Consider the following 25,294-nt stretch of genomic DNA (forward strand, 5'->3'; position numbering starts at 1 on the left):
ATGCCATGGCCGTCAACACGCCTCCAGCATCTCACCTGAACCGCCGCCCTAGGCTTCGAACCGACTGTTGTCGATGAGGACATGATGATGATCAAACGTGCAATATCGCTCACGGTAGGACTTCTTGTCGGTCTTTCCCTTTCGGAAGCCGCTTTTGCTCAGGAGGCGATTTCGGAGCAGGAGGCGCATAACATCGGCGTGGATGCCTACGTCTACTTCTATCCGCTGCTGTCGATGGACGTCACCCGGAAGCAGTTCACCAATGTCGAGCCCGGCAAGGAGTTCGGCAAAGGGCCGATGAATATGTTCGTAAACGTTCCGGAATATCCCCCCGCCGATTTCAAAGGCGTCGTGCGTTCGAATTTCGATACGCTTTACTCTATTGCGTGGCTGGACCTTACCAAGGAGCCGCTGATCATTTCCGCGCCGGATACGGCCGGACGATATTATCTCCTGCCGATGCTCGACATGTGGACGGATGTCTTCGCGTCGCCGGGCTGGCGGACGACGGGAACGGCGGCAGGGCAGTTTCTCGTCACGCCGCCCGACTGGACGGGGACGGTTCCGGACGGTGTGACGCGGCTTGCCGCGCCGACCCCTTATGTCTGGATCATCGGACGCACCAAGACGGACGGACCTTCGGATTATGCTGCCGTGCATGCCATTCAAGCCGGCTACACGGTCACGCCGCTGTCTGACTGGGGCAAGGCGGCCCAGCCGGTCACGGCCAAGATCGACCCGAGCGTCGATATGAAAACGCCGCCGAAGATTCAAGTCGATACCATGGCGGCTGCGACATACTTCACCTACGCTGCCGAACTGCTGAAGCTGCACCCGCCCCACATGACCGACCAGCCGATCATCGCCCAGATGAAACGCATCGGCATCGAGCCCGGTAAGAGCTTCGACTTCGATAAGCTCGCCCCCGCCGTCAAGAAGGCGCTGGAAGATGTGCCCGAAGCAGCCCAGCAGCTGATGGCGTGGAAGGTGCCGACCCTTTCGCGCGTTGCGAATGGCTGGTCGATGAATACCGACACCATGGGCGTCTACGGAAATTACTACCTGAAGCGGGCGATCGTCACGCAAGTCGGGCTCGGCGCCAATCTTCCTGAAGACGCGATCTACCCGCTGAACCTGTTCGACGAAACCGGCAAGCCGCTCGATGGCGCCAACAAGTACATGATTCACTTCGAGAAGGGAGCAACGCCGCCCGTGAACGCTTTCTGGTCGATCACCCTCTACGACGGGGAAGGTTTCCAGGTGGCAAGCGTGCTCAACCGGTTTGCGGCCAGCAGCTGGATGCCGTTCAAGATCAATTCCGACGGCTCTCTCGACATCTATTTCCAGAACGAGAGCCCCGGCAAAGACAAGGAAGCCAACTGGCTGCCCGCACCCAAGGGGGCGTTCAACCTCACCATGCGTCTCTACAGCCCAAAGGCCGAAGCCCTCACCGGCAAATGGAATCCCCCTCCGATCACCAGGGTTCAGGGTTTGCCGAGTTTGGCCGCTCAGTGACGGGCCTCCCAATAGCTTTGCCAGAGGTCGAGCCTCGGTTTCAGCGGATCGGCTCCGAACGTCACGCCGTGATTGGTGAAGTCGATGACCCTCTGGACGAATGGGTCGTGGTGAGGCCATTTTGGCCGTGAGCCGCCATTGGGGTCACCGCTCGTTGCAAATTGAACCCAGTAAGCACTCGCCAATGTGGCCATGGCCCAGTCGGCAGGTGTCACCTTGTCTTTGACCAGTGCGTCTGGAATGTCGAGCGTATACGGAATTTCGAAGCCGTGCGGAGTGCCTTTCCATGCCGGATCGTTGCGCAGAGCGTCGGCGACATAGGAGAAGCGATACCACCACGTCGGCTGACCAGCACGGATCATCTCGTCAGCGAGATGGCGGGATGGTTCAACAAGCGTTTTGTCGGCCAGAACCTGCTGCTTCAGCTCATCGAGAGTTTGTTGGCCGGTGGGATCGTAGAGGGTGCGGGCTTCGGCTGCATGCTTCCCGAACAGCGCGAAGAGATCGTCTTTCGTCGCGGCCTGACCGATACCGAGATCCCGATCGTTTGTACCGACGATGACGGGAACCGGCGCTTGACGGCCGGCCGCAAAAGCCGCTTCCGGCGTTTCGAGCAAAAACCGTCCGTCGACCATCGCGCCTGAGATGCCGATGACGGGCTTGCCTGTCGACATTCCCGCCAGCACGTCTTGTGCCGATGCACCTTCGGTCAGCTTTTCCGCAGGCAGCGCCCGAAGGGCCGTGAGAGCCTCGGCATCGCTGCCATTGATTCCCAGAGAAGCCGCATAGTCCAACGCGGTTTTCTCTGCTGCTTTCAATGTTGACAAAGGCGTGCTCTCAGCACGCGCGGTCGGCAAACTCGGTGACTGTAGAATGGCGCCGCGGAAAAGCCCGCGTGACAACGGCGATATCATGTGCGCCATCACCGATCCGCCACCGGCCGACTCTCCGAATATCGTCACTTTCTTCGGATCGCCGCCGAAGGCTTCGATATTTTTCTGGACCCATTTCAAGGCTGCAAGCTGGTCCATGTAACCATAGTTGCCGACGGGCTCGTCAGGGGATTCGTTCATCAGCGCCGGATGGGCAAAATAACCCAGCCGGCCTATGCGGTAGTTCATGCTGACGAACACAATTCTCTGGGCGGCCAGCTGGCCACCGGGATATTGAGGGGTGTTTCCATGGACAAGAGCACCGCCATAAATCCAAACCATCACCGGCAGCGGCGTCCGCGGACGCTTGACGGGTGTCCAGACATTGAGGGTCAAACAATCCTCTGACTTCGGCAGGTCGTCGGTCTGCATGCAGGACGGACCGAAATCGCGGGCATCCTTGATCCCGCTCCATGTCTCCACTGGTCTCGGATTGCGCCATCTCAGATCGCCCACCGGCGGTGCCGCATAGGGTATGCCCTTGAAGCTGACGACCGTGCCCGACCTCTCACCCTTCAGCATTCCGCTGCCGATCGTCACGGTGTCGTCTGCCGCACCCGATCGCGGCGCGAACGTCAGTTGACACGATGCGACGGCCAAAAAGAGCAGGAACGTGCGACGGCCGTCCGCAAACACTGCACTCTCCAACGCCAAGTTGAGACAGTTTGAGAGCAAAATACGCCCATGGAGCGGCAACGAAAAGGGTTCGTCCGGCGTCGCTAAAGTGCGCTATCGCTCCACGGCGGGTTTCGGCTCGATCCGGTCAGAGTTTAGCGAAAACGCATCCCCAACCTCTGTGATACCAGTCCCTGGGCCTATGCGCACCGACACATCTTCCCCGAACGAGCAGGGAAACATGCCAGCGGCTTCCCGCCGCTGGTCTCCCTGATCGCCCCTATAGGGGCAGTACCCAAAATCCGTATTCTGGATGTCGGCGTCAGCGTCGCTCGAGCGTCCTTGGGAACATCAAGACTGTCCGCCCGCGCTCTCCGCTTGCCTGAACGAGCTTTTGCATCAATAGCCCACCCGCAGAGCGAATTCCCACCGCTCCATTTTGGAAAAAGACCACAGGAGATAAAAGTGTCTGCATCAGTGCTCTTCATGTCCATGTCACTGGACGGGTATATCGCGGGGCCCAACGATGAGGTGGGCAATCCCGGCGGCGACGACTTTATGCGGTTGCACGAGTGGTACGGGGATTTTTCCCGACCGACCGGACCGGTCGGACAATTGTGGGACGAATGGAACGCGCCAGGTGCGATTCTGGCGGGTCGCCGAACCGTGGAGCAGGTCGATCACTGGGGCGGTGACAATCACGGTGTCGCGATCTTCGTACCCAGTCACAGGCCGCCGGGGCCATCCGTCGCGAATTATCCGTTGGTCAAATACGTGAGCAACGGGATCGAGAGCGCAATGGCGCAGGCGAAGGCCGCCGCCGGGGACCGGGACGTGTTGATGCTTGGTGCGTATACGGCGCAACGGGCGCTGGAAGCTGGCGTGCTCGACGAACTGCAAATACACCAGGTTCCAGTCTTGTTCGGATGTGGCCGCCGAATGTTCGAAGTCTTACCATCGCGCGTCGAGTTGGAGATCGTTCGGGTGATCGATACACCCGAGGCCACGCACATCCGCTACCGCGTCCGCCGCTGAGCCCGCCGACCCAGCCGTCACTCGTTTGTCGGCGCCAGAATCAAGGCACGGAGGGACCTATGGACTATCGGCTCCTAATCAAGCTGCTCGCCATGCCCGACCGGCTTTGCGGGCTTTCGCGGCTATTGCCTGCTGCGATCGTCGATGACGTCGGTTCGACGCTCCTCGCCTTTGCGGGTATCTTGTCCGTTGACCCGTCAGTTCGCCCTCGCCTAAGCTAGGCTATGGACGAGCCAGAAATTCCTCTGACCGGCGGCAAGGATTCGAACGTCGTGCGCATCGGCGAAACGGTGCGGCGCGGCGGACGTGCGTGGTCTCCCGCCGTTCTCGACTTGCTGCGGCACGTCGAGCTCCAGGGATATGATGGCTGCCCGCGTGCGCTCGGCCTGGATGACCAGGGTCGGGAAGTCCTCACCTATATCGACGGTGACGTCGGCAACGGCGAAGGCTTCCATCCCGATAAAGGCGGTCGCTTCGATCTCCGTCTCCCGGATTATGTCTGGCGCGACAGCGTCCTCGAGCGCCTGGGACAATTGCTGCGATCCTACCACGATGCTGCAGCCAGCTTTTCATGGAAAGATCGCGAATGGCGTCTTGACGCCCGGCACCCTGTTGAAACGGTCTGCCACAATGACCTGACGCCGTGGAATACGGTGTTTCAAGCCGGGCTCCCCGTGGCTTTCATCGATTGGGACGCGGCAGCGCCGGGACCGCGCGCCTGGGACCTCGGCTTTGTTGCCTGGCGCTGGGTGCCGTTCTGGCGTGACGAGAAATGCGAGGCGCATGGCTTGCAAACGGGCGTCCGCGAGAAAGCCCGGCGCTTTCAATTGCTGCTCGACGCCTACGGGATAACGCCGGAGATCGGCATCATGCAGGCCGGAATCGAACGGGTTCGGCAAATGCAGCAACATATGCGCAACCTTGCTGCAGCGGGCTCCGCATGGGAGATGGAATTGGCCAGCCGCGGCGTGCTTGACGAGGGGATGCTTGAGGTCGCCTGGATGGAAGACCATGCGACTGACCTGATCCAGCGCCCACGCGGATGAGCGCCGGGCCGAGCAGCTCCGGCGTCACCCGGCCCTCGTCCGCCGCAAGCCACCTGCTCGCCCACGAGAACAACGGCGGCGGAATCTGGTGCAGGCGCGCTTTCGCTCTCCGAAGCCACTGAGATCTGACCGAAGCGATTTTGCCGATGGTGATGAAGAGCCGTCGGCGAAGCGCCCCATTCCGGCCGTTAGGGCAGCGTTGGCGATATCCTAGAGCATGATGCCGAAAAGTGTGGTCGGTTTTCGGACGACATCATGCTCCAACTATTTAATTTAGAACAGGATTCAGATTTTAGGCCGACCGGGCCTAAAATCATCCTGTTCTAGGAGCTGCCGTTCGTCATCGCTTCCGCGGATGACCAGATCGGGTGGAATTCCGACTGGCGGCAAGCGGGGATCGGTGGTGTCTTACTTTACTGCCGAAAAGGCGGTCGGTGACAACAGCTGGCTAGAGATATTGGAGATGATTTGCCCGTCGCGCTCTGACTCGTCGCGGGCCTTAAGCCATGCGGGATCAGTGGTGAAAGCTTTCCATTTCACCTCGCGATCGGCTAGCGATTCCCAGGCGATGAGATAGGTGAGACGCTGGCTGCTTTCGCCCACAATTGTGGTGAAGAAACCCGCCTGCTTGATGCCGTGCTTGTCCCATATTGTCAGCGTATGTTCGGCAAAGCGGTTGAGCAGCGCGGGCAATCGGCCGGGCAGGCAGTCGTAAATTCTGAGCTCGTAGATCACAGTTTTGCTTCCTTATGTCCCTTGAGAACGACATGTGTTTGGCACTTGCTCCGCTGCGCCCACAATGTCCTCAAGACTTGCAGCAACGTCAATTTCACGGTGGATCCGTCAATATCCCTATTAGAACAGGCGCTGCAGGTATGTGCGAACCGCTAATCTTCTGTCAATCCGATCGCCTGTGTTTAGGCGTGTGATGAAGATCAGCGCTTGGCCTGCCCGGCGCTGGCCGGGGTTGCAGAGGGTGGGCCAAATGCGGGTGCTGATCGTCTTCGGCTTTGGCTTTGAGCAACGGCATCCGGCGCAGGTGTTCGGCTCGATTGGCCAGGAGTCTGGCGAAAACACACGCCCCACCCTCCGTCATCCCAGGCCTTGAGCCTGGGATCCATGCCCGTTGCTGATGGAGGCCGGCGTGGATCCTCGGGTCAAGCCCGAGGAAGACGGAGGGTGGGTTGAGCTCTGCGGCAAATACAGCGACTGCAGACGGCATATGGAAGAATTTCGCTTCCGTCGCTGTACCGAGTCATTCGAAGTCGAGGACATTGCCGTGAGGTTTACCACCGCGCTCCTCGGCAACATACCATTGCAGCCATGCGGGCTCGTCAATCGCGCCGTGTTTTTTCAGGGCTTCAAACAAAATCCCGGCAAGCCGCTCCGACTTGGGAACCCGGCTTTTATCGATCACGAAACAATCGAGCCTCTTGTGGCGGAAAACGCCTTCCGCAGGAATCCTGGGGTCAGTGATGAAAAAACGTGCGACAAGCGCAGAGAACCGAGCACCGTCTTTGTGACGTGTGACATGATAGATGACGCCGGAATCAGAGCCTCATCCGCGAGAAAATTCGACGTAAAATTCCGGCGACAGGTCGATGTCGTTCATTCGCAAATCCTACAGCAGAAGCGCAGCGCAGGCTGAAGGGTTAGCTCAAAAAGCCCCGGCCTTCCATATGTCGGGCTCGGCAAAGCCAAGGCCGCTTGTCTTTGACCCCGAATCCGGATCCAAAGGTATTGCGAATGGTCATGGATGCTCATCCAGCGTAAGCGAAATAAACCTTACCCCGGCCCGGATCAACTATCGTCACACTGCCGCCTTCTCCGTAGGAATAAAACGATCCACTTGACTGGATCGACTGGTTGGCTTCGTCATCGCGGCCGTGCTCAATTGAGATCGTGAAGCCGTACTTTTCCAGGTATTCAAATATCGTCGCAGGGTGGCGCTTAGGACGCTCTACCGCCATCATATCCGAATCACGGTCGTAGGGATGCCATTGGCCTATCGCTGTTTCGTCGCTTCGGTCGTCGACCGGTGTTTCACGCCACGCTCCTTTTGCCCCTTTCAGCATTTTGCCCAGTTGGCGGCCCTGTTTCCGTGCCCAGTCTGCACTGACATCGGTCAGCCGATAGACAACGAAACCGGTCTCGTTGTCTCCGGGCATGAAACCGACACCCCAAGATTCTTCCAGACGGTATTCGATCTCCGCCACTTCGAGTGGTTTGGGAACGCGTGCGAGCAGGTAGTTTCGCTCTCCGATTTTGATGGCAACGTAGGGCAATGCGATAGCCCCCAGACCCAAAGCTATAATGAGAGTTCTCAGGAGGCGCTGGTTGGGTCGCGTCCGCCGCCACATGCGTCGCAGCCCAAAAAAGAGAGCTGCTATGGCTGCTATGATCAGCAGAGCACAAATGGCGAGCACACCCAATATCACAGCGAAGAAATTCATACGTACTCGTAGGTCGTTGAAGATATGATTGGAATTCTCGACGAGCGTGCGGATATTGAAATTGCGTATGCCTAACAACGTTCTACAATGGAAGTAATGTCCGTTTTGTGGCTCAGCTTCGAACACCGCCGGACACAGCCGTAGCCGCAAATCCGACGGCTCAACACACGGGGGTGAACCACCGCATCAACCGCTCCTCGCCCCCCGCAACGCCGTCAATCCCCGCCGCAGCCACAGCAACTGCTGCGGCGGCATCTGGCGCAGGTGGGCGTAGTCCATCACTATGACGTTATAGACCACGCTGCGCACCTGCGGGCCATCAGGGCAGCGCAGCAGGATGCCCTGCAGCGCCATCATGCGGTTGCTGGCTTTGCGGGCGCGGTCGGCGAAGGTTTCGGTCTGCTCGCCTTCATGGCCTTTGACGGAGAACAGCGATTGCGCTCTCGGGCTCGGGGCCGGGATGCCTGTGGTCTTGTGGTAGCGGGCGATCGTCTCGGCATAATCGTCGCCGGCCTGGCGCTGTTCGGCGGTGATCAGTCCGTCGAGGAACATGCGGCCGAGGGTGTAGCCGGCAAAGGGGCTCTTGACCGTCTCGTCATCAACCGTCCGGCCGAAGCCGTGGATGCGGCGGCGGGCTGAGATCGCGACGCTGATATTGTCCTTCTCGGTTTCGAAGGGCTTGATCTTGCCGCAGGGAAAACGCTCGACATTTTCCTTGCGCGGCCGGCCGGCGCCCTTGTTGACCCGTCCTGTCTTCACCTTGGTGGCTTTGCCGCCCATGCTGATCGTCCTTCTATCGAATGATGCCGTTTCTGAGTGCCGCAGCGACCAGCGCCGTTTCCTTGAAGACGCCGAGCTTCATCTTGGCGTTGGCGATGTGCGTATTCACGGTGATCGGCGAGATGCCGAGAATGGTGCCGATCTCGGCGGCCGTCTTGCCCGCCGCCATCCAGCGGATCACTTCGGTTTCGCGTGGGGTGACGTGGCTCATGGCTCTGCAGGCCCATCGATGGTGGGCACGCGCGGCATCGTCACATGCGCGCCCGACAGGGTCACCCGCGTGACGCGGTCGGGGTGGCGGATCGGCTGGACGGGCGGGCCCGGCTTCGGCTGCGGATGCCAGGTGTCTTGCCTCGAGGGGAACCTGTCGCGGTTGCGGTGCGCCATGTTGATGACGGTGTTCTTCTTCGAGCCGAACAGGGTGGCGATTTCTCTCGCCGACAGCCCTTCCTTCCAGAGCTTTTCCGCCCTGACGATCTTGTCTTCCGTCCAAAAGGTGATGGTCACTTGGCTGCCTCCTGTGCATCTCGCGCGGCGCGGGCGATGATCGGGTTGTCGGGAAACATGCGGGCGAGCTCCCGCTTGGCGTTGCGGCTGCCATTGGCCGCATCGCGCAGCAGCTGCATCTTGTAGGCCGGCACTTTCGGCCGCGGCACCTCGGGTTCCGCTTCCAGGCGCGGCCGGCGCTCGGCCTCGATCGCCGCCTGCTGATGGCGGCACTCTTCGGCAAAGCTCGCCGAGCTCGGGGCGAAGGCGCGGTTATGATCCCTGACCTTTCCGGAGATGAAGCGTTTGGCCGCCCGCCAGACCGCCTCTGCCGGCAGGCCCTCGACGGCGACGAGATAGGCGCGGATCTGCATGTCGGGATCAGTGCCTGCGGATGCCGGGAAGCCAGAAAGCATCCCCGAAATGATCTTCACCAGAGGGGAAATCTCGTGCGGCATCCACTGCTGTCCTTCTCGTGCTGCTGTTGATCGACCCGGCCTCCCTCGCCTTCTCCTTGAGGTACCAGTCGCATTTGATCGCCTGCCAGCCGCGGAAGATCTGCATTTCGGCGGCACCGACCGGATCGCCGGTCATGAGATATTCCCTGGCCTGCATCCGGGCGGCATAGACCGTCAGCGGCTTCTTCAGCGTGCGCTTGCGATGCACGATGATCGCTGCCGCCAACTCCTCGCCCAGCACCGGGCGGAGGATCTCCATGATCTCCTCACTCACCGTGTCCTTAGCCATGCGATGTGCCTTTCCGGCTTCCGGCCGCCACGGCCCCACGAATGGTTGGCCTCAAACCCGCAGCCTCCGTCGTCCGCCGGGCGAAATTGACCGGGGCGCCCGGCCTGGCGGGGCGGCGGGGAAACCGCCGGATCTCGCCGGTATGGTCCTGCTGGGCGGTGTCGCCCTTTTCGGCACTTCGTAGCCGGTGGATTTCGCTTTCCACCGAGGGCACCGACGTGCCGAGGATGGCTGATATTTCGATGTAGTCCCGGCCGGTGCGGAAGAGTTCGAGCGCGTTTATGGGAGCGCCTTGCTGCGCCGGGGCGGCCTCGGCCTGGAAGCTCATCGCTTGATCCTTCTTTCCGATTTCGAACGCGGCTCGCCGTTCCCGCCGGAGCGGGGCTAGCCTCATGCTTCATTTTCAAATTCATCGATGACGACCGGAGCCGGCTCTTGCGCGAGCAAAGGCTCCGGTCGTCTGCCAGGCCGCCGCCTGGGTCGGACACGACATCGTCGCGCCGGTGGGCACGACACAGTCGCGCCCGGTGGGCGCGACAGAGTCGCGTCCGAGATGCTGGCGTCGCCGAGGGAGGGCAACGACGCCAGCGGCCGATAGCCTTCAGGGAGGGGCTGGGCTATCGGGGTTGGGGATCGGCAGAGCGCCGGGCGGGATCATCGTCTCCCGCATGTCTTCCGGGCTGGTCGGCCGATCGCAATTCTCGCAGTGACGCTCGATCACCTCGGCAATCGACAGCGCCTTGCTGCACATCGGGCAGCCGCTGTAGCGGGCGGGTGTCGCGGTGGAGACGGTCATAGTGATTCCACCTCCCGGTTGGCGTTCAGCACCTGCTGCAGGGCCTTGGCGAGGAACGGGATATCCTCGTTGCGAACTGATATCACCGATATCCGCCCACCCCTTGGGCCGCGCGGCCGATGAATGATGACGCCGGTCGGCATGACGTCCATGGCGAGCCGCTCTTCCGAGGAAATGGTGAACCTCATGGTGCCGTCTCCTCCAGTCCGATAGGCTGGCCGTTGTTGATGATGTCGCTGTTTGTCATGGCGATTAGGGTACATTTAATACCCGATATGTCAAGCACATTAGGGCATGACATGTACCTTATTTTAGGGTATTTTCTATATCATGTTGAAAGAGCAGGAACAATTTGAGCGCGAAGAACGCGCAAAGCGCCTCGTCATGGCCCGAAAAAATGCGGGCTTTGCTGGGCCGAAGGCGATCGTCGGTCGGTTCGGCTGGAATGCGAATGTCTACAAGGCGCATGAATCCGGCCGCAACGGCTTCGGCATTGCCGATGCGAAGAAATATGCCCGCGCTTTCAAGGTCAATCTCAACTGGCTGCAGTTCGGCGCCGGCAACGCGCTCGATCCGGATGAGCTGCCGGTCTCCGTCGCCGACGTCCCAAAAATCTCCTGGGTCAGCGCCGGGCAACTGAGCGAGCAGGCGCCGATCACCGATTTTTCGGAATTCCCGACGGTCGCCGCCCTCGATCTGCCCGATGGCGAATGGATCGCGCTCGAGGTCGAAGGCAATTCGATGAACAAGATCTCGCCGCCCGGCTCGATCATCTTCGTCAATCTGCGCGACAAGCGCCTGGCGCCGAACGCGCTCTATGTCGTTGCCGACGAGACGGGGGCTGCAACCTACAAGCGCTATCGCCCGAACGACGACCCGCCCTTCCAGCCGGCTTCCTACGAGGACGTGCCGCCGCCGGAATTCCAGGGCGCCGTCACCATCGTCGGCCGCGTCCGCCGATCGATCATCGAGATGTGAGGTTCCATGCCGGGCGCGCTCGAGGATCTCACCGTTTTTGGGTGTACTACCGGCACCCGGGTGCGCACATCACCAAGCTGCCGGGCAGATCAGCAGAAGATAACATTGGAGGGGAAATGCTTGCTTTTATGGGAACATGGCCAGCGCCGGTTGTTTACGGCCTGGTTGGGGGGATATTCGGGGCGATCGGTGCGGCTGTCGGCCATCTGGCGGCCAAGCGATTTCCGAACGCGAGAACGATCATTATTGTTCTGTTTCTTGCCAGTTCAAGCCAAGTCACCAAACTGATCGTCATTCCCAAAATTCAGAATGACGAGGCGAACGCTAACCTGCCGCAGAAGATAGACGCCATTACCACTCTTGAGCGCATCTCTGTCGAGGGAAAGACGGTCCGATATTTTTACCGTCTGGACGATTCGCTCCCTTTAACGGATGGGGCCGTTATGAAATCAGGCATTGCCCCGTCCGTATGCTCTTTCTGGAAGCCGAAGCTTGATTCGGGCGAGGCAGAACTCGCCGTCTACAACTACGCCTTCAAGGATGGGCAGTCGAGTTTCTATCTGAAGGCGAGCGATTGCCAATAACGGACATCAGGTCGTCCATTAATCTCAATGATTCAACTGTCTTATAAAGGGCAAAAGATGCTGAAACCGACATCGCGCGCCGGCAGAATCTGGTTCTATATCGTGACCTTTGCGGTGTTTCTCCTGGCGTTCAGCGCCGCGCGGGAGATCTATGGTCTTTAGGATTTTTCTCTGAACCTTGCCGGATGGCATCCAGGCCCGCCTCGATCACCTCGTCGGTGATTTCGATTTCATGCGCATGGCCGGCCTCTTTTTTCTCTTAGCTTCATACTCAGTTCTCTATCCTCTCTCTTCAGCTTAGGAGGAGAAGGTTCCTGAAGGCTGGTGAGGGAGGGTTCCGGCCAAAGCTTCCCCCTACCCCATGAGCAAAGCCCATGAGGCCGGGGGAGCATTGGCCAAGTCCTGAAGGCCGGAGCCGGGATGGGACACGTGCCAGAGGGGCCATTCGCTTCGCCCTCGTCCTGATTTTCTGACAGCGCACTTAAGGACTTTCGCTTCCCGCGCCGCTGGGCTTCGTCAGCTCGGGAGTTGCACCCGGTGGCCCAATCACTGGCCCAGAATAGACCTATGATTCGTACCTCGTCAATCGTTGAGGTATTTTTTATACCTTTCATTATTGACGCGATCAGGTATGATATATACCTTTCTCTCAAGCCGATCAAAGGGGCAAGAGGACAGGGCGATGCAGCACATTCGCAAGATCGAGACCGAGGAAAGCAGGCGGGATGCCCGCTGGAATGGCGCGCAGACGATCGGCGACTGCCGCGCCTATATGGCGATCGAGGCCCAGCGCATGGGGGCGCTCGGCTTCGCCTTCCTCCGCCGTCCCGAACATTTAATCCGCGGCCCGTCCTGGCTGCGCGGGGCGGCGGCGTCCGTCGAGGAGCACTACCGCTATGCCCGCGAGATCATGGGCATCGCCAACAACGATCAGTTCTACGCCTGAGGGGAACGCAGATGCCTGCCGCCAAGCTTACACCTGCTTCAACCGAGAGCCCTTCCCTTCCTGCGGCCCCACTGGCCGGAGCAACCGAAAAGACCCGCGCCAAGGCCCGCTTCACCGCCGGGGCGCCCGATCTCCTGAAGGCGCTGGTGGAGGCCGAACGCTTTTTCGATGGCAGCGACGATCGCGGCTGCCCGCTTCACCAGAAGATCCTCGCCGCCATCGACACGGTGAAAGGCGGCGCAGCATGAGCGATTGCCTGATCAAGGCCCTTTCCGGCTGCGCCTGCCCGCCCCGCGAATGCGTGGAAAAGCCCACCACCCCGGCGCCGGTCACCTTCGTCTCGTGGCGGACCCAGGCGATCATCTGCCTCGCCTTCGGCTCCTTCGCGGCCATTGTCACCGCCGCCTGGATGGAGACGCCGTTCAAAACCCGGGATCTGCGAAACCAGGAACAGGTATCATGGAAGTGAGCCAGGGCTCTTGCCAGCACTGTCGCTCAGGAGCTGAACTTGATGTCGCTCGCCTTCGCCGCGGTGATGAATGCCCGCCGCACCTGCTCCGGCCCGGCGGCATCATTGAACACATCAAGCACAAGCCGCTCGGCCACCTTGGCCGCCGGCGTCTGCTCGGGCCAGTCATTCAGCAAAGTGTTCCCCGCCTGCACCACATTGTAGACGGTTCTGGTCTTCCCATTGATGGTAATTTTCACCGGTTTGAAGCTTCGTCGCTTTGTCATGATACAGCCCCCTCACGCTGGACACGCGACTCAACGAATCACTTCGGGACTCGTTCCGGTTGAGGTGATTCTTTGTTCGCCAGCCGAGTGCCGAGCCCGATGTCCTCCGTCTGCATGACAGAGCAAGGCGCGGATGCGTGCGAGAATGGGGCAGATGAAGCCCGAACCGGGAGGCAACACAATGGACCTTCAGAGTCTCGTCGCCGCGCACATGCCAAACCGCCGCCGCCCGACGCCGATGGATGCTTCGGCCGAGGACCGATACTACCGCAATCAGATCACCCTGCCGCGCCTGCGGCTTCGGCTCCTCGGGCTGGCTGCCGCGACCGCCAGCGTGACGCTGCTTCTGGCTGGCGTCATCAAGGCATGAGGTGCCGTCATGCTCCGACAGAGCGATCATGCTATGCTGCGATCCGTTGTCACGGGGGACCGCGCGATGGATGACGGCGAGGCTGACCGGGCGGCGATCATGGTCGTGATCCGCGCCGAAACCGAGGCCTGGCTGCAGCGCGACTTCGAGGCGCTGGCGGGCCACTGGGTGCAGTCGCCGCAGACCAGGCGGATGGAATATTTCGCCTCGCTCGGCGTCCGGGTGGACGAAGGCTGGGACCCGATTGCCGCGCGGATCAAGAAGATCGTCGAGCGATTCCCGGAAAAACACGCCTTTTCGGAGCGCGTCCGCTGGGAAAAGGTCAACATCGTCGTCGACGGCAACATGGCCTGGATGACCTTCGATCAGATCGGCAGCGACACCGGCGAAGATCGCAAGCGCCAGCTGCGGATCCTCCACCGGATCGACGGCGCCTGGAAGATCGGCTGCATGGTGATGATGGAGAGCAGCGTCGAGGAGGCGAACTGCCCACTGATCGAGGTCGACGCAGACGCGAAAATCCTCTGGACGAACCGGCTGGCGCGGGAGCGGATGCATGACCATCCCGGGCTCGTCACTGCTGCCGGCCGCCTGCGCGCAAGGCGGCGCGAACGTGACCCTGCGCTGCGCGAGGCGGTGCGCCTGGCATTTCGCGAACTGCAGAGCCAGAGACCGCTGAACATCGCGCCGAAGCAGGCCTGGTCGGTAGCGCTCGGCGAGGACACGGCGGGGATTCCGCTCCACTGCTGGGTTCTGCTCGAGGACGGCAAGGCGCTGGTCTCCTTCGACGACGCCGAGACCCTGGTGCGCCGGATCGCGAGCGCGCGGGAGGTCTTCGGCCTCTCGCCGGCGCAAACCCGGCTTGCCCGGCTGATCGTCGATGGCCATGACCTCGCCGCCGCCGCCGATCTGCTCGGGGTCAGTGTCAACACGCTGCGCACTCAGCTACAGCGCATCTTCGACAAAACCGGCGTCCGCAGCCAGGCGGCATTGGTGCGAGTGCTGTTGAGCGCTGGGGGGCCGAGCGCATAGGCTCGACCGCTGGCGTCTGCTGGGCCAATCCCGCCGCCACCTGCACGAGTTCGGCGGCATCGTTGAAGACATCAAGCACAAGCAGCTTGGCAGCGTTGACCGCGGCGCCCGCTCATGGCGCAGCACCTCGCGCACCGATCTGAACCTGATCTAAACCCGACCTTCCAAAGAGATCGTGATATGGTTGGAGTCCAATTTGGAGGGGGAGCTATGCTGAAAAATCCTATAGTTGGACTGGCGTTTGGCGCGCTTATGGTTTTTGCGCCCCACGCAGGTGCGACTGCCGATCCGCTCCCCAAAGGTTTTGAGCGCCACAAGTTCAACGGATCGGTCAGACCGGAGGTCAAGGACGGCGTGACCCGGTTTGAGATATTCGACCGTCAGTGTTCCCATGTCGACTATGGAGATGGGCGCGGCGAAAATGATTGTCTCAATGGCAACGTCCGCTCAACGATTCGCTATACGCGAGACATGAAGGTTGGCGATAGCGTCGAATACAAGTTCGATTTCCGGCTCGATCCGACTTTTGCCTACAAGGGCTGGCAGAACAACTCCGCAAATGGCTTTTATCCCGATGGCTGGGACAGCCATTTGCGTTTCGCGTCCTGGGAAGGACCGGCAATCCACAATTTCATCTACATGCTGAAAGCCGACACGCGCAACGGCGTGAACTTTCTCGCCCGCCAGTGCCAAAAGCCGGAAGATTTCGGCAAATGGGCGAGATTCTCGCTGAAAATCCGATGGGCAAACGATGACAGCGGCTGGGTTACGGCAAGCTGCGACAATAAGGTGATCTACGCCGCCGAAGGCGAAGCCACCAACCAGGCTCCGCATTGCTGGGAATCGAACGAGTGCGAGCCGCAATCAAACCGCGACCCAAAATCATTCAACTTCATTCTCGGCCCGGTGATGATGGGTTGGGGCAATGACTGGAAGAATTATGACCATCATATGTCCCAGTTTGACGTGGTGCAGCCGGATGGCATCGGCATCGATGTCCGCAATGTCAGTGTGACCCGGGGTGTCAGCTACTATTCCGCCGAACAAGCCGCTTTGCTCAAGAGGTTGCAGCAGCAACTGGTTCATTTGGGCTGCAAGCCGGGGAATGTTGAAGGCAAGGCCGACAAGGCAACACGGCAAGCCGCGCTCTCCTGCCGCAAGTTCGAGAGCGGTTCGCTTCCCCAAGCGCTCAACCTCATGACGCTGCAAGCCTTCGCTGACGCCTATGCCAAGCCGGAGACCGCCAGTCTGCCTTCAGGCAACGCCGCGGCCGCTACCGAAGATGTTTCGCCAAAACCGAGGACCTATATCAAGCTGGGCGAAATGCTTGCGATGAAGACAGGCAAGGACACCAAGGTGAATTCCAACTTCTTCGGCAAGATCAAAGGCGCCAAGAAGGGGCAGAACGAACTGGACTTCATCGTACTGGGGCAGTTCGACTACACCGACAACAGTTTCAGCCAGCTGTCATTTCTTCTGCAAGACAATCTCTCCAAGGCCGAAGTGCGTGCCGCGGCCAAGTGCGGCTATGGGACGATCAGATTTCCAGACGGCACAGATCATCTGGAGATCGGCATGCAACGTTCGGGAAACACGTTCTCGTCGCCGCCAAGAACTGACTGCTTGATCCAGGCGCTCGGCACACGACCGGCATCGCAGGTTCCCTACCTCACCACCGGGTTTGCCGATCTGGCTAAATCAATGGTTTCCGACGGCGGCTGGAAGAAACTCAGGCATGAAGGTTTGAAGATATTTGTCAAACGTGTTGCGGATGGTGAAATCACAGTCGGCGGCTGAGATCGCAGCACAGCGCCGCATTCCATCGGCCGCGGCTTCTTCCCCACCGCGTTCCGGTCGGAATAATCGTGACCGACACTGCGTCCCCGATCTCTGCTTCTGACCAGCATTTGGAATCTAGTAGATGATGTCGCGAGGAATGGCGCAGCATTCGGCGGAGGCCGGTTTGTCGGCGAAAGCCGTAGAGAAGGGATATGTAGTTCCAGAGGTCGGTCTTGCGGTTCAAGGCGATCCGACGACCGCCCGTTCAAACGGTCGCCGGTTCGGCTATTTGACCACGTGCCAAACTCCCCCAACGCCATCGCCCTTGACTTCACCGGCTTTCTTATCCTCGACATAGGTGTAGAGCGGCTTGCCCTCGTAGGCCCACATCTCTTTGCCATCCGCAGCTTTGACGAGAGTCCATTCGCCTTCTGCCTTGGCCTTGGCTCCGGCGTGGAACGCCGGCCACTTCTTCAGGCAATCCTTATCGCAGTTGGATTTGCCTGTTGTATCTTTGTCGAAGGTGTAAAGAACCATGCCTTTTTCAGTAGCCAGGACCTTGCCCATTTTCGTGTCCACCATCTTGGCAGGCTCGGCCGCAAAAGCGGACCCGGCTAAAGCAGTTAACGCACCCATCGCGATCAATATCGTTCTCATGATTTTTCTCCCTTTCGGCAGTGCCGGCGGACTGCCAGCAGTACCCGACTAACTGACAAAAACGCCCGACGGTGAAAGCAGTTCCGTCCACGGGGGGACGAACACGACGGGCCAGCAATGATTATAACGTCCGCGAAGCGCCAATGACGGTTATTAGCCCCTAGATGGAGGCACTCATTGCTGGTCAGCCAGCGCCGGAGATTTGCGCGTCCATCTCACCGGACCGGGGGCCAAGGCGCTCCGTCAAGTTCTGGAGGAGCCTATCCCGGGCGGAGTTCTGGACGAGATCGATGGCCACGGTCAGGGCGCGGCGGCCATCGTTGCTATCGATCTCACAGTGGTTCTTTGTACACCACTGCCGAACCGCAGTGATGACGACTTCGATGTCTTGATCGGACAATGTAATGAGGGACTGAAGCATTTCGATGCCTCCAAAATCCGAGAGCGCCTACGGTCCGCCAAGGGATGAAACCGATTGCTAATGATGAGCAGTGGACGTCGCTGCGTTAACCTTCAGCGAATGAGGGCTGTCAAACCTGGCGATCAGCAGCGTAGCCAGTTCCTCCGGCGTCCTGTGCCCTTGGCTAAAAAGATCGACAGCCGCACTACAGAGCAATTGCGTTGCTCGTTCCGTCGGTGTGACATGATTATGCCGGTACCAGGTCCGAATAGCCTCCGTAAGCACGTTCACGTCTTTCGTCCGGAGCGAGAGATTGAAATCGATCATATCATCCTCCTACGCCTCGCCGCTCCGGGTTAAACTTGAATTCAAGTTCATGCTAAAATTTAATCCATTGGCTCCTCGCCGCCAACTATCAGTGCGGTTGCGCACAGTGGCCGCAAGGGCATCGGCAGCGATGACGAAAGCATGCCCCAATGCTGTTGATCTGAACGCTGCGGAACGGCAAAATAAGTGACTTATCCTGCCGGGCTTTGAAGGATTTCGAATGCCACGCTTCTACTTCAACATTCTGTCTGAGGCAGGATCGCTCGACGACTGGGAAGGAACCGAGCTTCCTGATTTGGACGCCGCTCGCATGGAAGCGGTGCGTGATGCTCGCGCATTGATGAGCAGTGCCGTGCTCCTCGGATATGACATTGCGTCAAGAAGCATCGAGATCAGAAACGAAACAGGCGATATCCTGCTCGTGTTGCCTTTTTCGGAAGCGGTTAAGCGAGTGGGCTAATCTACCTGGCGCCGAGCGGAAGACCCAGCACCTTTTCGTATTCGCGCTCCGGCACTCCATAGCAGCCACCGGCAATTTCGATCAATTTGTCCCTGTCCATTATTCGCACGTTCCCGCGGGTCGATCGGATGGCGTGGACGCCCTCAAGCACGTGTAGTTCATTGGTGACGCCCGAACGCCGGACGCCGAGCATCAACGCCAGAAATTCATGGGTAATGGCCAGGTTGTTGCCTTCAAGGCGGTCGTGACACATCAGGATCCACCGCGCCAGCCGCTCATGCATATTGTAGCGCGCATTGGCGAGCGCCGAATGGGCGAGCTGCAGCACGGTTGTGTGAACATAGCGAAGGAAGAAATCCTTCATCTCGGGATCATCGGCGAGCGCGCGCTGAAACGTCTCCATCGGCACCATAATTCCGGACCCTGCGACCTGCATGAAGGTGCGCGTGGGGGTGGTCTCTACCGCCAGGACGACGTGCATGCCGGATGCGCCTTCGCGCCCGATATGGCCAATTTCCACCACCTCTTCGTCTATGCTGCTGACAACCATGGATGCCAGGCCTCTTTCCAGGAAGCAGACATGCGTGGTTGGGACGTCGCTGGCAACAAGAACGTGCCGTAATGGCAGGTCGACGCGCTCCATCCCTTCCGAGAGGCTTACGAAGCGGTCCGCGCTCAACATTTTCAGCAGGGTATTTTCGACAGTCGATTGGTCAATGTGAGTCATAGCGGCTCCGCATGGGAGCTTGGATGTCAAAACCAAACGCCTGTGAGTTGGTGAAAAACTAAGGGACGGCCGTTGCTTTGGCCATAGGTCCCCGGGAAGTGTGCGTTTATGACAAAACCGCACATAAGCCGCTGAAATTGTTGATGATCAGCGGCGATAAACCGGTAGCGGTCTTTCGATACCGGCCAAAGACCCTAGCACATTTTGCCTCGGCATGCGCGCTCATTGCGAAAGGACGAGCGATTCACAATATAAATATCTGCCTTTTGTGGATCGTTGATATAAATCGCAATCAATCTCGCCAGCCAAGTCGGCGGCAATGCGCTTCGGCGGTCAGGACGGCCGCTTTTCGGTCGGCATAGGGACCTGGCAGATAGACCGTGACTCCGCGGAAACTGACGATCACCGCCTTTGTCGCGCTATCGAAGACGATAGCCATATCCGCCTCGTAGGCCATTTGTTTTCCTGACGGCGCTTACCCCATCGAGATGTGCTCTTATTCGAATGAAACAAGGTGCCGACTGCAATCCTTCAGGCGCTGGCTTTTCACGGCTTGTGACCGAAGCGGTGGAACGACTGGTGCGACGAGCGATCCAGCTGACAATTGGTGCGGAACCGCACAGGAACTTTTCCGAGTATCAATGGGTTAGTTCAAAAGGATCGCACAGGTGCCCCCTCTTGTGACCGGGCCGTACGCCAACCCTTCCTTCCTGTGCGATCCGTCCGTTCCCAATTGCCCCGTTTCGGCGGGGCTCCTTTTTGATCCATAGCGCGCAAGCCGCGAGGACGGTCAGGGACGCGGCAAGGTTTGGCGACGATGCCACACGCAGGTTCTGCGCCGCACGGAGCCGATGCACCGAGCTTCCGCCAGCCGCGCTCGGTTATAACTTTCCTGCAGCAAAATTATAATCGAGGAAGGATAGCCTTTCGGTCGGTTGAGCCCGGTGTTATAATCTTTTTACAGGAAAGTTATAACCGGAGAAAATCCGTGCCCATCCGCGAGATCGATTTGATGTACCAGACCATGCTGGCCGAGTTGGGCCAGCGTTCGCTGGACGGAAGTTTTGTCGCCGAGTTCCCGCTGGAGGGTCGGTTCGTCTCTGTCCCCGTGAAGGGCAAGGAATACTGGTATTTCGATCATCCGGGCCAAGACGGCGTCAAACGGTCTTATGTCGGGCCAAAGAAGGATGAGGAGCTTACGAAAAGAGTGACCAACTTCGGCGCGATCAAGGATGATCTCCGAAACCGCCGGCGAATGGTGGCCACTCTTACGAGAGAAGGCGGCATGAACGCCCCGCCCAGGTTTACGGGCGACATCATCGAGGCACTTGCCAATGCAGGGCTCTTCCGTCTGCGCGCGGTTCTCGTCGGAACCGTGGCATTCCAGACCTATTCCGGCGTTCTCGGCGTTCGACTGCCGGCGTCGCTTATGCAGACGAGCGATGCCGACTTCGCCCAGTTCCATTCGATCTCGACGGCTGTCAACGACAGCATCCCTCCCATAGGCGAGGTTCTCGAAAAACTGGACCCGACATTCCGGGAGGTGCCGCATCTCAATCATCCCACGCGCTCGACCCAGTTCGTGAACGCGAAGAACTACAGGGTCGAATTCCTGACGCCGAATACGGGCAGCGACGACAATCAGCAGAAGCCCGCCGACATGCCGGCCCTTGGGGGAATTTCCGCAGAACCGCTCAGATTCCTCGATTACCTCATCTACAACCCGATCAGGACCGTGATCCTTCACAAGAGCGGCATTACGGTCAATGTTCCCGCTCCCGAGCGCTACGCCGTTCACAAGCTGATCGTCGCCTCGCGGCGTGAGAACGACGACAATGGCGTGCTCAAGCGCGAAAAGGACGTGCAGCAGGCCTCCCATCTTTTCGAAGCGATGGGCGCGACACGCCGCCATTCCGATCTTGCGCTGGCCTATTGCGAGGCGTGGGAACGAGGCCAGTCGTGGCGTGACGCAATTGCACGCGGACTGTCGTTCCTGCGACCGGACCGCCGTCCACAGCTCATGTCCGTTCTCGCAGAAGGCATGGCGGAAATTGGTGAAGACGCCGTCCGCTACGGAGTTGAAACGGAGCCTGACGGAGTCGGAGGAACTTCGACACTTGAGCCAAAGTCCCGCGGTTAGGAGATTGGTAAGTGGGGAGGAGACAAAGGCTGAGATCAGCAGAATCGAAAAACCCCGCCGGAGCGGGGCTTCAGACTGGTCGGAGTGGAGTGATTCGAACACTCGACCCCCACGTCCCGAACGTGGTGCGCTACCAGACTGCGCTACACTCCGTGACCAGCGGCGCTTCTATAGAACAGCCTATCTGGTTGCACAAGCACCAAATTCCAAAAAGCCGGCGGAAATTTTGACAGGGTTGTGACGGGTTTACGGATGAGCGGCTGCAGCAAAAAGACACACCTGCTGCAAATCGAACTTAAGTCTCAATGGGGCAATTTTCTTTTGCCGGGTTCCGCGCTAAAGGGCAGACGGGACAGGCGAAACCGCTCATGAGGGCGCCTTGCCAGCCAATGCGCTAGAGATCAGGGACGACACGATGAATTTCCGCATGATGACCGCGGCCGGGCTTGCCATTGCGCTCGCCGGATGCACGACCATACCTTCCGCCGGCAACCCGATCGAAGCCCGCTGGGTGGGCAAATCGGCCGGCGTCTTCTTTGCCGCCTACGGGCCGCCGATCAGCGACAGCGAGCAAGGCTCGAGCACCATCTATACTTGGCGCGGCGGCTACAAAACCCTGCGCATTCCGGCGAAATATGCCGAAGGCGCCGATGGCAAGCGCGGCAAGCAGATTTCCTCCGCCCGCACCGCCTATCTGCGCTGCCAGGCCGAAATCACCACCAGCTCCGACTACACGATCCGCGACATCCGCACCGTCGCCGACATCCCGGGCGTGAACGGCCCGTCCTATTGCGCAGAGTTTTTGGCGCCCGAACAGAAGTAACGGACGGTTTGTCCGAGATGCATAACAGGCGGCCGGGTGCCGCCTGTTCTGCTGCTGACGACGTCTCGGCGCGGGCCGCTGCTTTCTGGTTTGTGCCGGGGGTCGCCCGTCATGCGGCAACCTCTCGGTTCCTCACAACCTCTCGCTACCGGAATAGCCACGGCGGTGCTTGGATACCCCCCCGCCCTGCCGGGCATCTCCCCCACAAGGGGGGAGATCGGCAAGAAGCGGCGTCTCGCCCTCAATTTACGATCCTTGTGACGGCCAGTTGTTTGTGGAAGCCATCGCGCCCAGCCGATCTCCCCACCTGTGGGGGAGATGCCCGGCAGGGCAGAGGGGGGTGCCACACGGTCCGCACAAGCCCTCACGCCGCCTCCCCCGCCTGCACCGCAGCTTCCGCGCCGCGACGAAATCCACTTTGCCGGAGCCGAGCACCGGCACCTTGCCGATCGTCACCTCGGCCGGCACCACCATATCCATGGCGCCCTTGGATTTGGCGTATCAAATGCATGTGAAATTCTGCTCGTGCCGCAAACTTCGGAGATCCGACGAGGTTCCTGCCCAGCTCGAAATCGCGGATATCCGGGTGGATGAAATCCAATGCGGCGACGGACGATCGTCGCGGTCGTCCAAGGATGTGCACCGGGGCGCCTGCGGCAGCCGGAGACGCAAGGTTGCGTCGTCGGACCGATCAAAAATTGGGCTGGTCCTGGGCTCTTGAATGGTCCGCTGTCACCCACAATATCATTTCGATCAGGATCATTGGTGGCATGAAAGGAGGAAAAAATGCCGCTGAACGATGTCCCATGGGTTCGGCCGGTGAGGCTCCGGTTGCAGTGCGGTTTGGAGCGCGCCTTCACAAGCGTCTACGACGCCCTGGATTTTCTCGAGAACGAGTGGCCGCTGCGTCATGGAGAGCGCCATGATCGGGCGGTGAAGACGTGTCGCGGCGCCCTCAACGGCATCATACCGAGCATGGTCGCGCGGGAGGCTTTTGTCGCAGCCTGCCTCGAAGCCGGCATGCCAACGGTGCTGGCCCCCTGGAAGGCCAAACCCGCCGCGCATCCGCCCAGGCCGGCGCGTCACGTTGGCGACCGATATCAAAGACGCCACGCACATTGACGCGAGGAGAGCGCGAGCAAAGCTCAGGATGTCAGCGAAGATCCGATCAGGCGTTCGAATTCGCGCTCGGCAATGCGGCGCCACGGTCTAAAACGTCAGCCGCAGCTGCGGTTCCGCGGCCGGTGCTCGTCCTTCCAGCGAGGAGAGGGTGACGCCGAGCAGCCGTATGCCTTTTGGCGGCGGAAAGATCGGCGCGAGCAGCAGGTTGACCAAATCCTCGAGGTCGGCGATTGCCGGCAGGGGTGCCAGAACCGTCTTGCTGCGCGTGATCTGGCTGAAGTCGGCATATTTCACCTTGAGCGTCACTGTCTTGGCGGCGATGCCGTTGGCCTCGCAGTAAGCCCACACCTTTTCGATCAGCGGCTGGAGCCCTTCGCGAGCAGGCTCAAGGGCGTGGAGGTCCTCTGAGAAGGTATCTTCCGCGCCGACGGATTTGCGCACCCGGTCGGGCTTGACCTGGCGCTCGTCGATGCCGCGGGCGATGCCGTAAAAATAAGGCCCCGACTTGCCGAAATGCTCAACGAGGAACTCGAGTGTCTTCTCCTTGAGATCGGCGCCTGTGTCGATCCCGAGTTGATGCATCTTCTCAGTGGTCGCCGGCCCAACGCCATGGAATTTCCGGACGGGAAGTTGCTCGACGAAGGCCGGCCCGTTCTTCGGCGTGATGACAGCCTGGCCGTTCGGCTTGTTGAGGTCGCTCGCCATCTTGGCAAGGAACTTGTTGTAGGAAATCCCGGCCGACGCGTTGAGGCCGGTGACTTGCTTGATCTTGGCGCGGATCTCCAGAGCGACCTCGGTGGCGACCGTCATGCCTTTCAGATTTTGCGTCACATCGAGATAGGCCTCGTCGAGCGACAGCGGCTCGATCAGCGGCGTGTATTCGGCAAAGATCTCACGGATCTGCTGCGACACCGCCTTGTAGACGGCAAAGCGCGGCGGCACGAAGATCAGGTCAGGACATTTGCGCTTGGCAGTCACAGACGGCATTGCCGAGTGAACACCGAATTTACGGGCTTCATAGCTCGCCGCCGCCACCACACCCCGGGCGGCCGACCCGCCGACGGCAATCGGTTTGCCGCGCAAGTCCGCATTGTCGCGCTGCTCGACCGACGCATAAAAAGCATCCATGTCGACATGGACGATTTTCCGGATAGGGGGTGAGCTTGTCTCGTTCATGGCGGTTTCAGCGATCGCGATGGGATCGGCCTCTGAAATTGCGCGCCGAAACAAAAACAGAACATAACAGCCTTGGGACGCGATATCAACGATTCCAATCGGCGGCCGGGACCTGCCGTCGAAACTACCAGCCGCCCAAGGCGTTCTCATCCTGTGGACATCGATATCAGGAGGCAGCCAATGGCGGACGACAGCACGACCACGATCCGAGCCAGGTTCGAAACACGCGAAGCCGCTGATCTCGCGGTCGAACATCTGGTTCAGCAGCATGGGATTTCGAGGCCCGACATCTTTATCCAGTCGGCAAGCGACCGGAACAGTGCCGGTTCGGCGCCATCAGGCGGGGATGCCTCTCATGACGATGGCGCCCGTCGCGATGCGCCACTCGAAGGCGAGATCGAGGTCTCGGTGGATAGCGCATCCAGCAAGGTCGCCGCCGTCCAGCGCAGTCTCCGAGCTGCCGGCGCAGTGCGTGTATCGAGCCGCTAGCATGTAGATGCCGCTCACTGAGCACGTTACCGTGATCCTGGCGAGCGGCATCTCCTGACGCGAGAGATCAGCAGGCGTTGGCCGCACCGGATTGCGCTGAGCTGGTGGGAGCAGGATTGCCGGTGCCACTTCCCGTCGCGCGCT

At 59.9% G+C, this 25,294-nt stretch carries 35 protein-coding genes, 1 tRNA gene and 1 pseudogene; 17 read left to right on the plus strand and 20 right to left on the minus strand.

The window, feature by feature from the left end; genetic code table 11:
- Positions 1-87 precede the first annotated feature (87 nt).
- Positions 88-1,515 (plus strand): DUF1254 domain-containing protein, encoded by a 1,428-nt coding sequence (locus tag HFO99_RS25695; RefSeq protein ID WP_222364419.1) that lies wholly within the window; start codon positions 88-90, stop codon positions 1,513-1,515.
- On the opposite strand, the gene HFO99_RS25700 is transcribed toward HFO99_RS25695, so the two are convergent.
- On the minus strand, positions 1,509-3,083 hold the full coding sequence (locus HFO99_RS25700; protein ID WP_222364420.1) for a carboxylesterase/lipase family protein: 1,575 nt from the start codon (positions 3,081-3,083) through the stop codon (positions 1,509-1,511). The two genes, HFO99_RS25695 and HFO99_RS25700, sit on opposite strands and share 7 nt — an antisense overlap.
- A 456-nt stretch (positions 3,084-3,539) precedes the next feature.
- Between HFO99_RS25700 and HFO99_RS25705 the strand changes: the two genes are divergently transcribed.
- Both HFO99_RS25705 and HFO99_RS25710 read left to right on the plus strand, forming a co-directional pair.
- A complete protein-coding gene (locus HFO99_RS25705; RefSeq protein ID WP_222364486.1) occupies positions 3,540-4,097 on the plus strand; it encodes a dihydrofolate reductase family protein in 558 nt (185 codons plus the stop codon).
- A gap of 224 nt (positions 4,098-4,321) precedes the next feature.
- Complete coding sequence (locus HFO99_RS25710) at positions 4,322-5,143, plus strand: aminoglycoside phosphotransferase family protein (RefSeq protein ID WP_222364421.1); 822 nt, start codon at positions 4,322-4,324, stop codon at positions 5,141-5,143.
- Positions 5,144-5,551: 408 nt separating this feature from the next.
- On the opposite strand, the gene HFO99_RS25715 is transcribed toward HFO99_RS25710, so the two are convergent.
- Positions 5,552-5,878, minus strand: a complete 327-nt coding sequence (locus HFO99_RS25715; RefSeq protein ID WP_222336388.1) for an NIPSNAP family protein — start codon at positions 5,876-5,878, stop codon at positions 5,552-5,554.
- 250 nt (positions 5,879-6,128) lie between these two features.
- On the opposite strand from HFO99_RS25715, the gene HFO99_RS33660 reads away from it, so the two are divergent.
- Positions 6,129-6,251 (plus strand): hypothetical protein, encoded by a 123-nt coding sequence (locus HFO99_RS33660; protein WP_261323328.1) that lies wholly within the window; start codon positions 6,129-6,131, stop codon positions 6,249-6,251.
- Between the two features lie 147 nt (positions 6,252-6,398).
- Here the strand turns inward: HFO99_RS33660 and HFO99_RS33665 are convergent, their stop codons facing one another.
- The 10 genes and pseudogenes from HFO99_RS33665 to HFO99_RS25765 all read right to left on the minus strand — a co-directional run bounded on the left by HFO99_RS33665 (position 6,399) and on the right by HFO99_RS25765 (position 10,593).
- A complete protein-coding gene (locus tag HFO99_RS33665; protein ID WP_261323329.1) occupies positions 6,399-6,560 on the minus strand; it encodes a hypothetical protein in 162 nt (53 codons plus the stop codon).
- 343 nt (positions 6,561-6,903) lie between these two features.
- On the minus strand, positions 6,904-7,722 hold the full coding sequence (locus HFO99_RS25725) for a hypothetical protein (protein WP_315860502.1): 819 nt from the start codon (positions 7,720-7,722) through the stop codon (positions 6,904-6,906).
- Between the two features lie 60 nt (positions 7,723-7,782).
- On the minus strand, positions 7,783-8,376 hold the full coding sequence (locus HFO99_RS25730; RefSeq protein ID WP_222364422.1) for a hypothetical protein: 594 nt from the start codon (positions 8,374-8,376) through the stop codon (positions 7,783-7,785).
- 13 nt (positions 8,377-8,389) lie between these two features.
- Positions 8,390-8,587, minus strand: coding sequence for a response regulator transcription factor (locus HFO99_RS25735; RefSeq protein ID WP_162118238.1), 198 nt, complete (start codon positions 8,585-8,587; stop codon positions 8,390-8,392).
- Positions 8,584-8,883: a GcrA family cell cycle regulator gene (locus HFO99_RS25740; protein WP_222364423.1), complete on the minus strand. Its 300-nt coding sequence runs from the start codon at positions 8,881-8,883 to the stop codon at positions 8,584-8,586. Before HFO99_RS25740 ends, HFO99_RS25735 begins: the two co-directional genes overlap by 4 nt.
- Positions 8,880-9,278, minus strand: a complete 399-nt coding sequence (locus HFO99_RS25745) for a hypothetical protein (protein ID WP_180694243.1) — start codon at positions 9,276-9,278, stop codon at positions 8,880-8,882. The genes HFO99_RS25740 and HFO99_RS25745 overlap by 4 nt, the downstream gene beginning before the upstream one ends.
- Positions 9,244-9,609, minus strand: coding sequence for a hypothetical protein (locus HFO99_RS25750; RefSeq protein WP_222364424.1), 366 nt, complete (start codon positions 9,607-9,609; stop codon positions 9,244-9,246). The genes HFO99_RS25745 and HFO99_RS25750 overlap by 35 nt, the downstream gene beginning before the upstream one ends.
- A gap of 51 nt (positions 9,610-9,660) precedes the next feature.
- Positions 9,661-9,937 (minus strand): annotated as a pseudogene (locus tag HFO99_RS25755) (sigma-70 family RNA polymerase sigma factor).
- A gap of 273 nt (positions 9,938-10,210) precedes the next feature.
- Positions 10,211-10,405 (minus strand): hypothetical protein, encoded by a 195-nt coding sequence (locus HFO99_RS25760; protein ID WP_222364425.1) that lies wholly within the window; start codon positions 10,403-10,405, stop codon positions 10,211-10,213.
- Entirely contained in the window at positions 10,402-10,593 is a 192-nt protein-coding gene (locus tag HFO99_RS25765; protein WP_222364426.1) for a hypothetical protein, read from the minus strand. Before HFO99_RS25765 ends, HFO99_RS25760 begins: the two co-directional genes overlap by 4 nt.
- A 142-nt stretch (positions 10,594-10,735) precedes the next feature.
- On the opposite strand from HFO99_RS25765, the gene HFO99_RS25770 reads away from it, so the two are divergent.
- From HFO99_RS25770 to HFO99_RS25790, 5 genes are all read left to right on the plus strand, one after another.
- Entirely contained in the window at positions 10,736-11,383 is a 648-nt protein-coding gene (locus tag HFO99_RS25770; RefSeq protein ID WP_222364427.1) for a S24 family peptidase, read from the plus strand.
- Between the two features lie 116 nt (positions 11,384-11,499).
- Positions 11,500-11,967, plus strand: coding sequence for a hypothetical protein (locus HFO99_RS25775; protein ID WP_222298862.1), 468 nt, complete (start codon positions 11,500-11,502; stop codon positions 11,965-11,967).
- 682 nt (positions 11,968-12,649) lie between these two features.
- The gene (locus HFO99_RS25780; protein ID WP_168257994.1) at positions 12,650-12,913 is read left to right on the plus strand and encodes a hypothetical protein; all 264 of its coding nucleotides are present in this window, start codon (positions 12,650-12,652) and stop codon (positions 12,911-12,913) included.
- A gap of 11 nt (positions 12,914-12,924) precedes the next feature.
- Positions 12,925-13,161 carry a hypothetical protein gene (locus HFO99_RS25785; RefSeq protein WP_222364428.1) on the plus strand — a complete coding sequence of 79 codons (237 nt, stop codon included), beginning with the start codon at positions 12,925-12,927 and terminating at the stop codon, positions 13,159-13,161.
- Entirely contained in the window at positions 13,158-13,382 is a 225-nt protein-coding gene (locus HFO99_RS25790; RefSeq protein ID WP_222336396.1) for a hypothetical protein, read from the plus strand. The genes HFO99_RS25785 and HFO99_RS25790 overlap by 4 nt, the downstream gene beginning before the upstream one ends.
- Before the next feature lie 26 nt (positions 13,383-13,408).
- On the opposite strand, the gene HFO99_RS25795 is transcribed toward HFO99_RS25790, so the two are convergent.
- Positions 13,409-13,648: a DUF982 domain-containing protein gene (locus HFO99_RS25795; RefSeq protein ID WP_222295577.1), complete on the minus strand. Its 240-nt coding sequence runs from the start codon at positions 13,646-13,648 to the stop codon at positions 13,409-13,411.
- 181 nt (positions 13,649-13,829) lie between these two features.
- Between HFO99_RS25795 and HFO99_RS25800 the strand changes: the two genes are divergently transcribed.
- From HFO99_RS25800 to HFO99_RS25810, 3 genes are all read left to right on the plus strand, one after another.
- Entirely contained in the window at positions 13,830-14,018 is a 189-nt protein-coding gene (locus HFO99_RS25800) for a hypothetical protein (protein ID WP_222364431.1), read from the plus strand.
- Positions 14,019-14,027: 9 nt separating this feature from the next.
- Entirely contained in the window at positions 14,028-15,050 is a 1,023-nt protein-coding gene (locus tag HFO99_RS25805; RefSeq protein WP_222364433.1) for a helix-turn-helix domain-containing protein, read from the plus strand.
- Positions 15,051-15,260: 210 nt separating this feature from the next.
- The gene (locus tag HFO99_RS25810) at positions 15,261-16,847 is read left to right on the plus strand and encodes a hypothetical protein (RefSeq protein WP_222364434.1); all 1,587 of its coding nucleotides are present in this window, start codon (positions 15,261-15,263) and stop codon (positions 16,845-16,847) included.
- Between the two features lie 267 nt (positions 16,848-17,114).
- On the opposite strand, the gene HFO99_RS25815 is transcribed toward HFO99_RS25810, so the two are convergent.
- From HFO99_RS25815 to HFO99_RS25825, 3 genes are all read right to left on the minus strand, one after another.
- A complete protein-coding gene (locus HFO99_RS25815) occupies positions 17,115-17,486 on the minus strand; it encodes a hypothetical protein (protein ID WP_222298868.1) in 372 nt (123 codons plus the stop codon).
- A 184-nt stretch (positions 17,487-17,670) separates the two neighbouring features.
- Entirely contained in the window at positions 17,671-17,907 is a 237-nt protein-coding gene (locus HFO99_RS25820) for a hypothetical protein (RefSeq protein WP_222364435.1), read from the minus strand.
- A gap of 57 nt (positions 17,908-17,964) precedes the next feature.
- Positions 17,965-18,213 (minus strand): hypothetical protein, encoded by a 249-nt coding sequence (locus HFO99_RS25825; RefSeq protein ID WP_222364436.1) that lies wholly within the window; start codon positions 18,211-18,213, stop codon positions 17,965-17,967.
- 220 nt (positions 18,214-18,433) lie between these two features.
- On the opposite strand from HFO99_RS25825, the gene HFO99_RS25830 reads away from it, so the two are divergent.
- A complete protein-coding gene (locus HFO99_RS25830; RefSeq protein ID WP_222364437.1) occupies positions 18,434-18,673 on the plus strand; it encodes a DUF6894 family protein in 240 nt (79 codons plus the stop codon).
- Between the two features lies 1 nt (position 18,674).
- On the opposite strand, the gene HFO99_RS25835 is transcribed toward HFO99_RS25830, so the two are convergent.
- A complete protein-coding gene (locus HFO99_RS25835; RefSeq protein WP_222336420.1) occupies positions 18,675-19,400 on the minus strand; it encodes a Crp/Fnr family transcriptional regulator in 726 nt (241 codons plus the stop codon).
- A gap of 292 nt (positions 19,401-19,692) precedes the next feature.
- A complete protein-coding gene (locus HFO99_RS25840; RefSeq protein WP_222364438.1) occupies positions 19,693-19,857 on the minus strand; it encodes a hypothetical protein in 165 nt (54 codons plus the stop codon).
- 537 nt (positions 19,858-20,394) lie between these two features.
- Between HFO99_RS25840 and HFO99_RS25845 the strand changes: the two genes are divergently transcribed.
- The gene (locus HFO99_RS25845; RefSeq protein WP_315860503.1) at positions 20,395-21,540 is read left to right on the plus strand and encodes a GSU2403 family nucleotidyltransferase fold protein; all 1,146 of its coding nucleotides are present in this window, start codon (positions 20,395-20,397) and stop codon (positions 21,538-21,540) included.
- A gap of 76 nt (positions 21,541-21,616) precedes the next feature.
- Here HFO99_RS25845 and HFO99_RS25850 read toward each other — a convergent pair.
- Positions 21,617-21,693 (minus strand) — tRNA-Pro (locus HFO99_RS25850).
- Positions 21,694-21,955: 262 nt separating this feature from the next.
- Here HFO99_RS25850 and HFO99_RS25855 point away from each other — a divergent pair.
- Entirely contained in the window at positions 21,956-22,363 is a 408-nt protein-coding gene (locus HFO99_RS25855) for a hypothetical protein (RefSeq protein WP_222364490.1), read from the plus strand.
- Between the two features lie 786 nt (positions 22,364-23,149).
- Entirely contained in the window at positions 23,150-23,485 is a 336-nt protein-coding gene (locus HFO99_RS25860; protein ID WP_170263667.1) for a DUF982 domain-containing protein, read from the plus strand.
- Between the two features lie 87 nt (positions 23,486-23,572).
- Here the strand turns inward: HFO99_RS25860 and dinB are convergent, their stop codons facing one another.
- Entirely contained in the window at positions 23,573-24,661 is a 1,089-nt protein-coding gene (gene dinB, locus HFO99_RS25865) for a DNA polymerase IV (protein ID WP_222364442.1), read from the minus strand.
- A 180-nt stretch (positions 24,662-24,841) separates the two neighbouring features.
- Between dinB and HFO99_RS25870 the strand changes: the two genes are divergently transcribed.
- On the plus strand, positions 24,842-25,150 hold the full coding sequence (locus HFO99_RS25870) for a hypothetical protein (protein ID WP_222253740.1): 309 nt from the start codon (positions 24,842-24,844) through the stop codon (positions 25,148-25,150).
- The last annotated feature ends 144 nt before the right edge of the window (positions 25,151-25,294 follow it).

Source organism: Rhizobium leguminosarum, from assembly GCF_019798305.1.
GTDB lineage: Bacteria > Pseudomonadota > Alphaproteobacteria > Rhizobiales > Rhizobiaceae > Rhizobium > Rhizobium leguminosarum_U.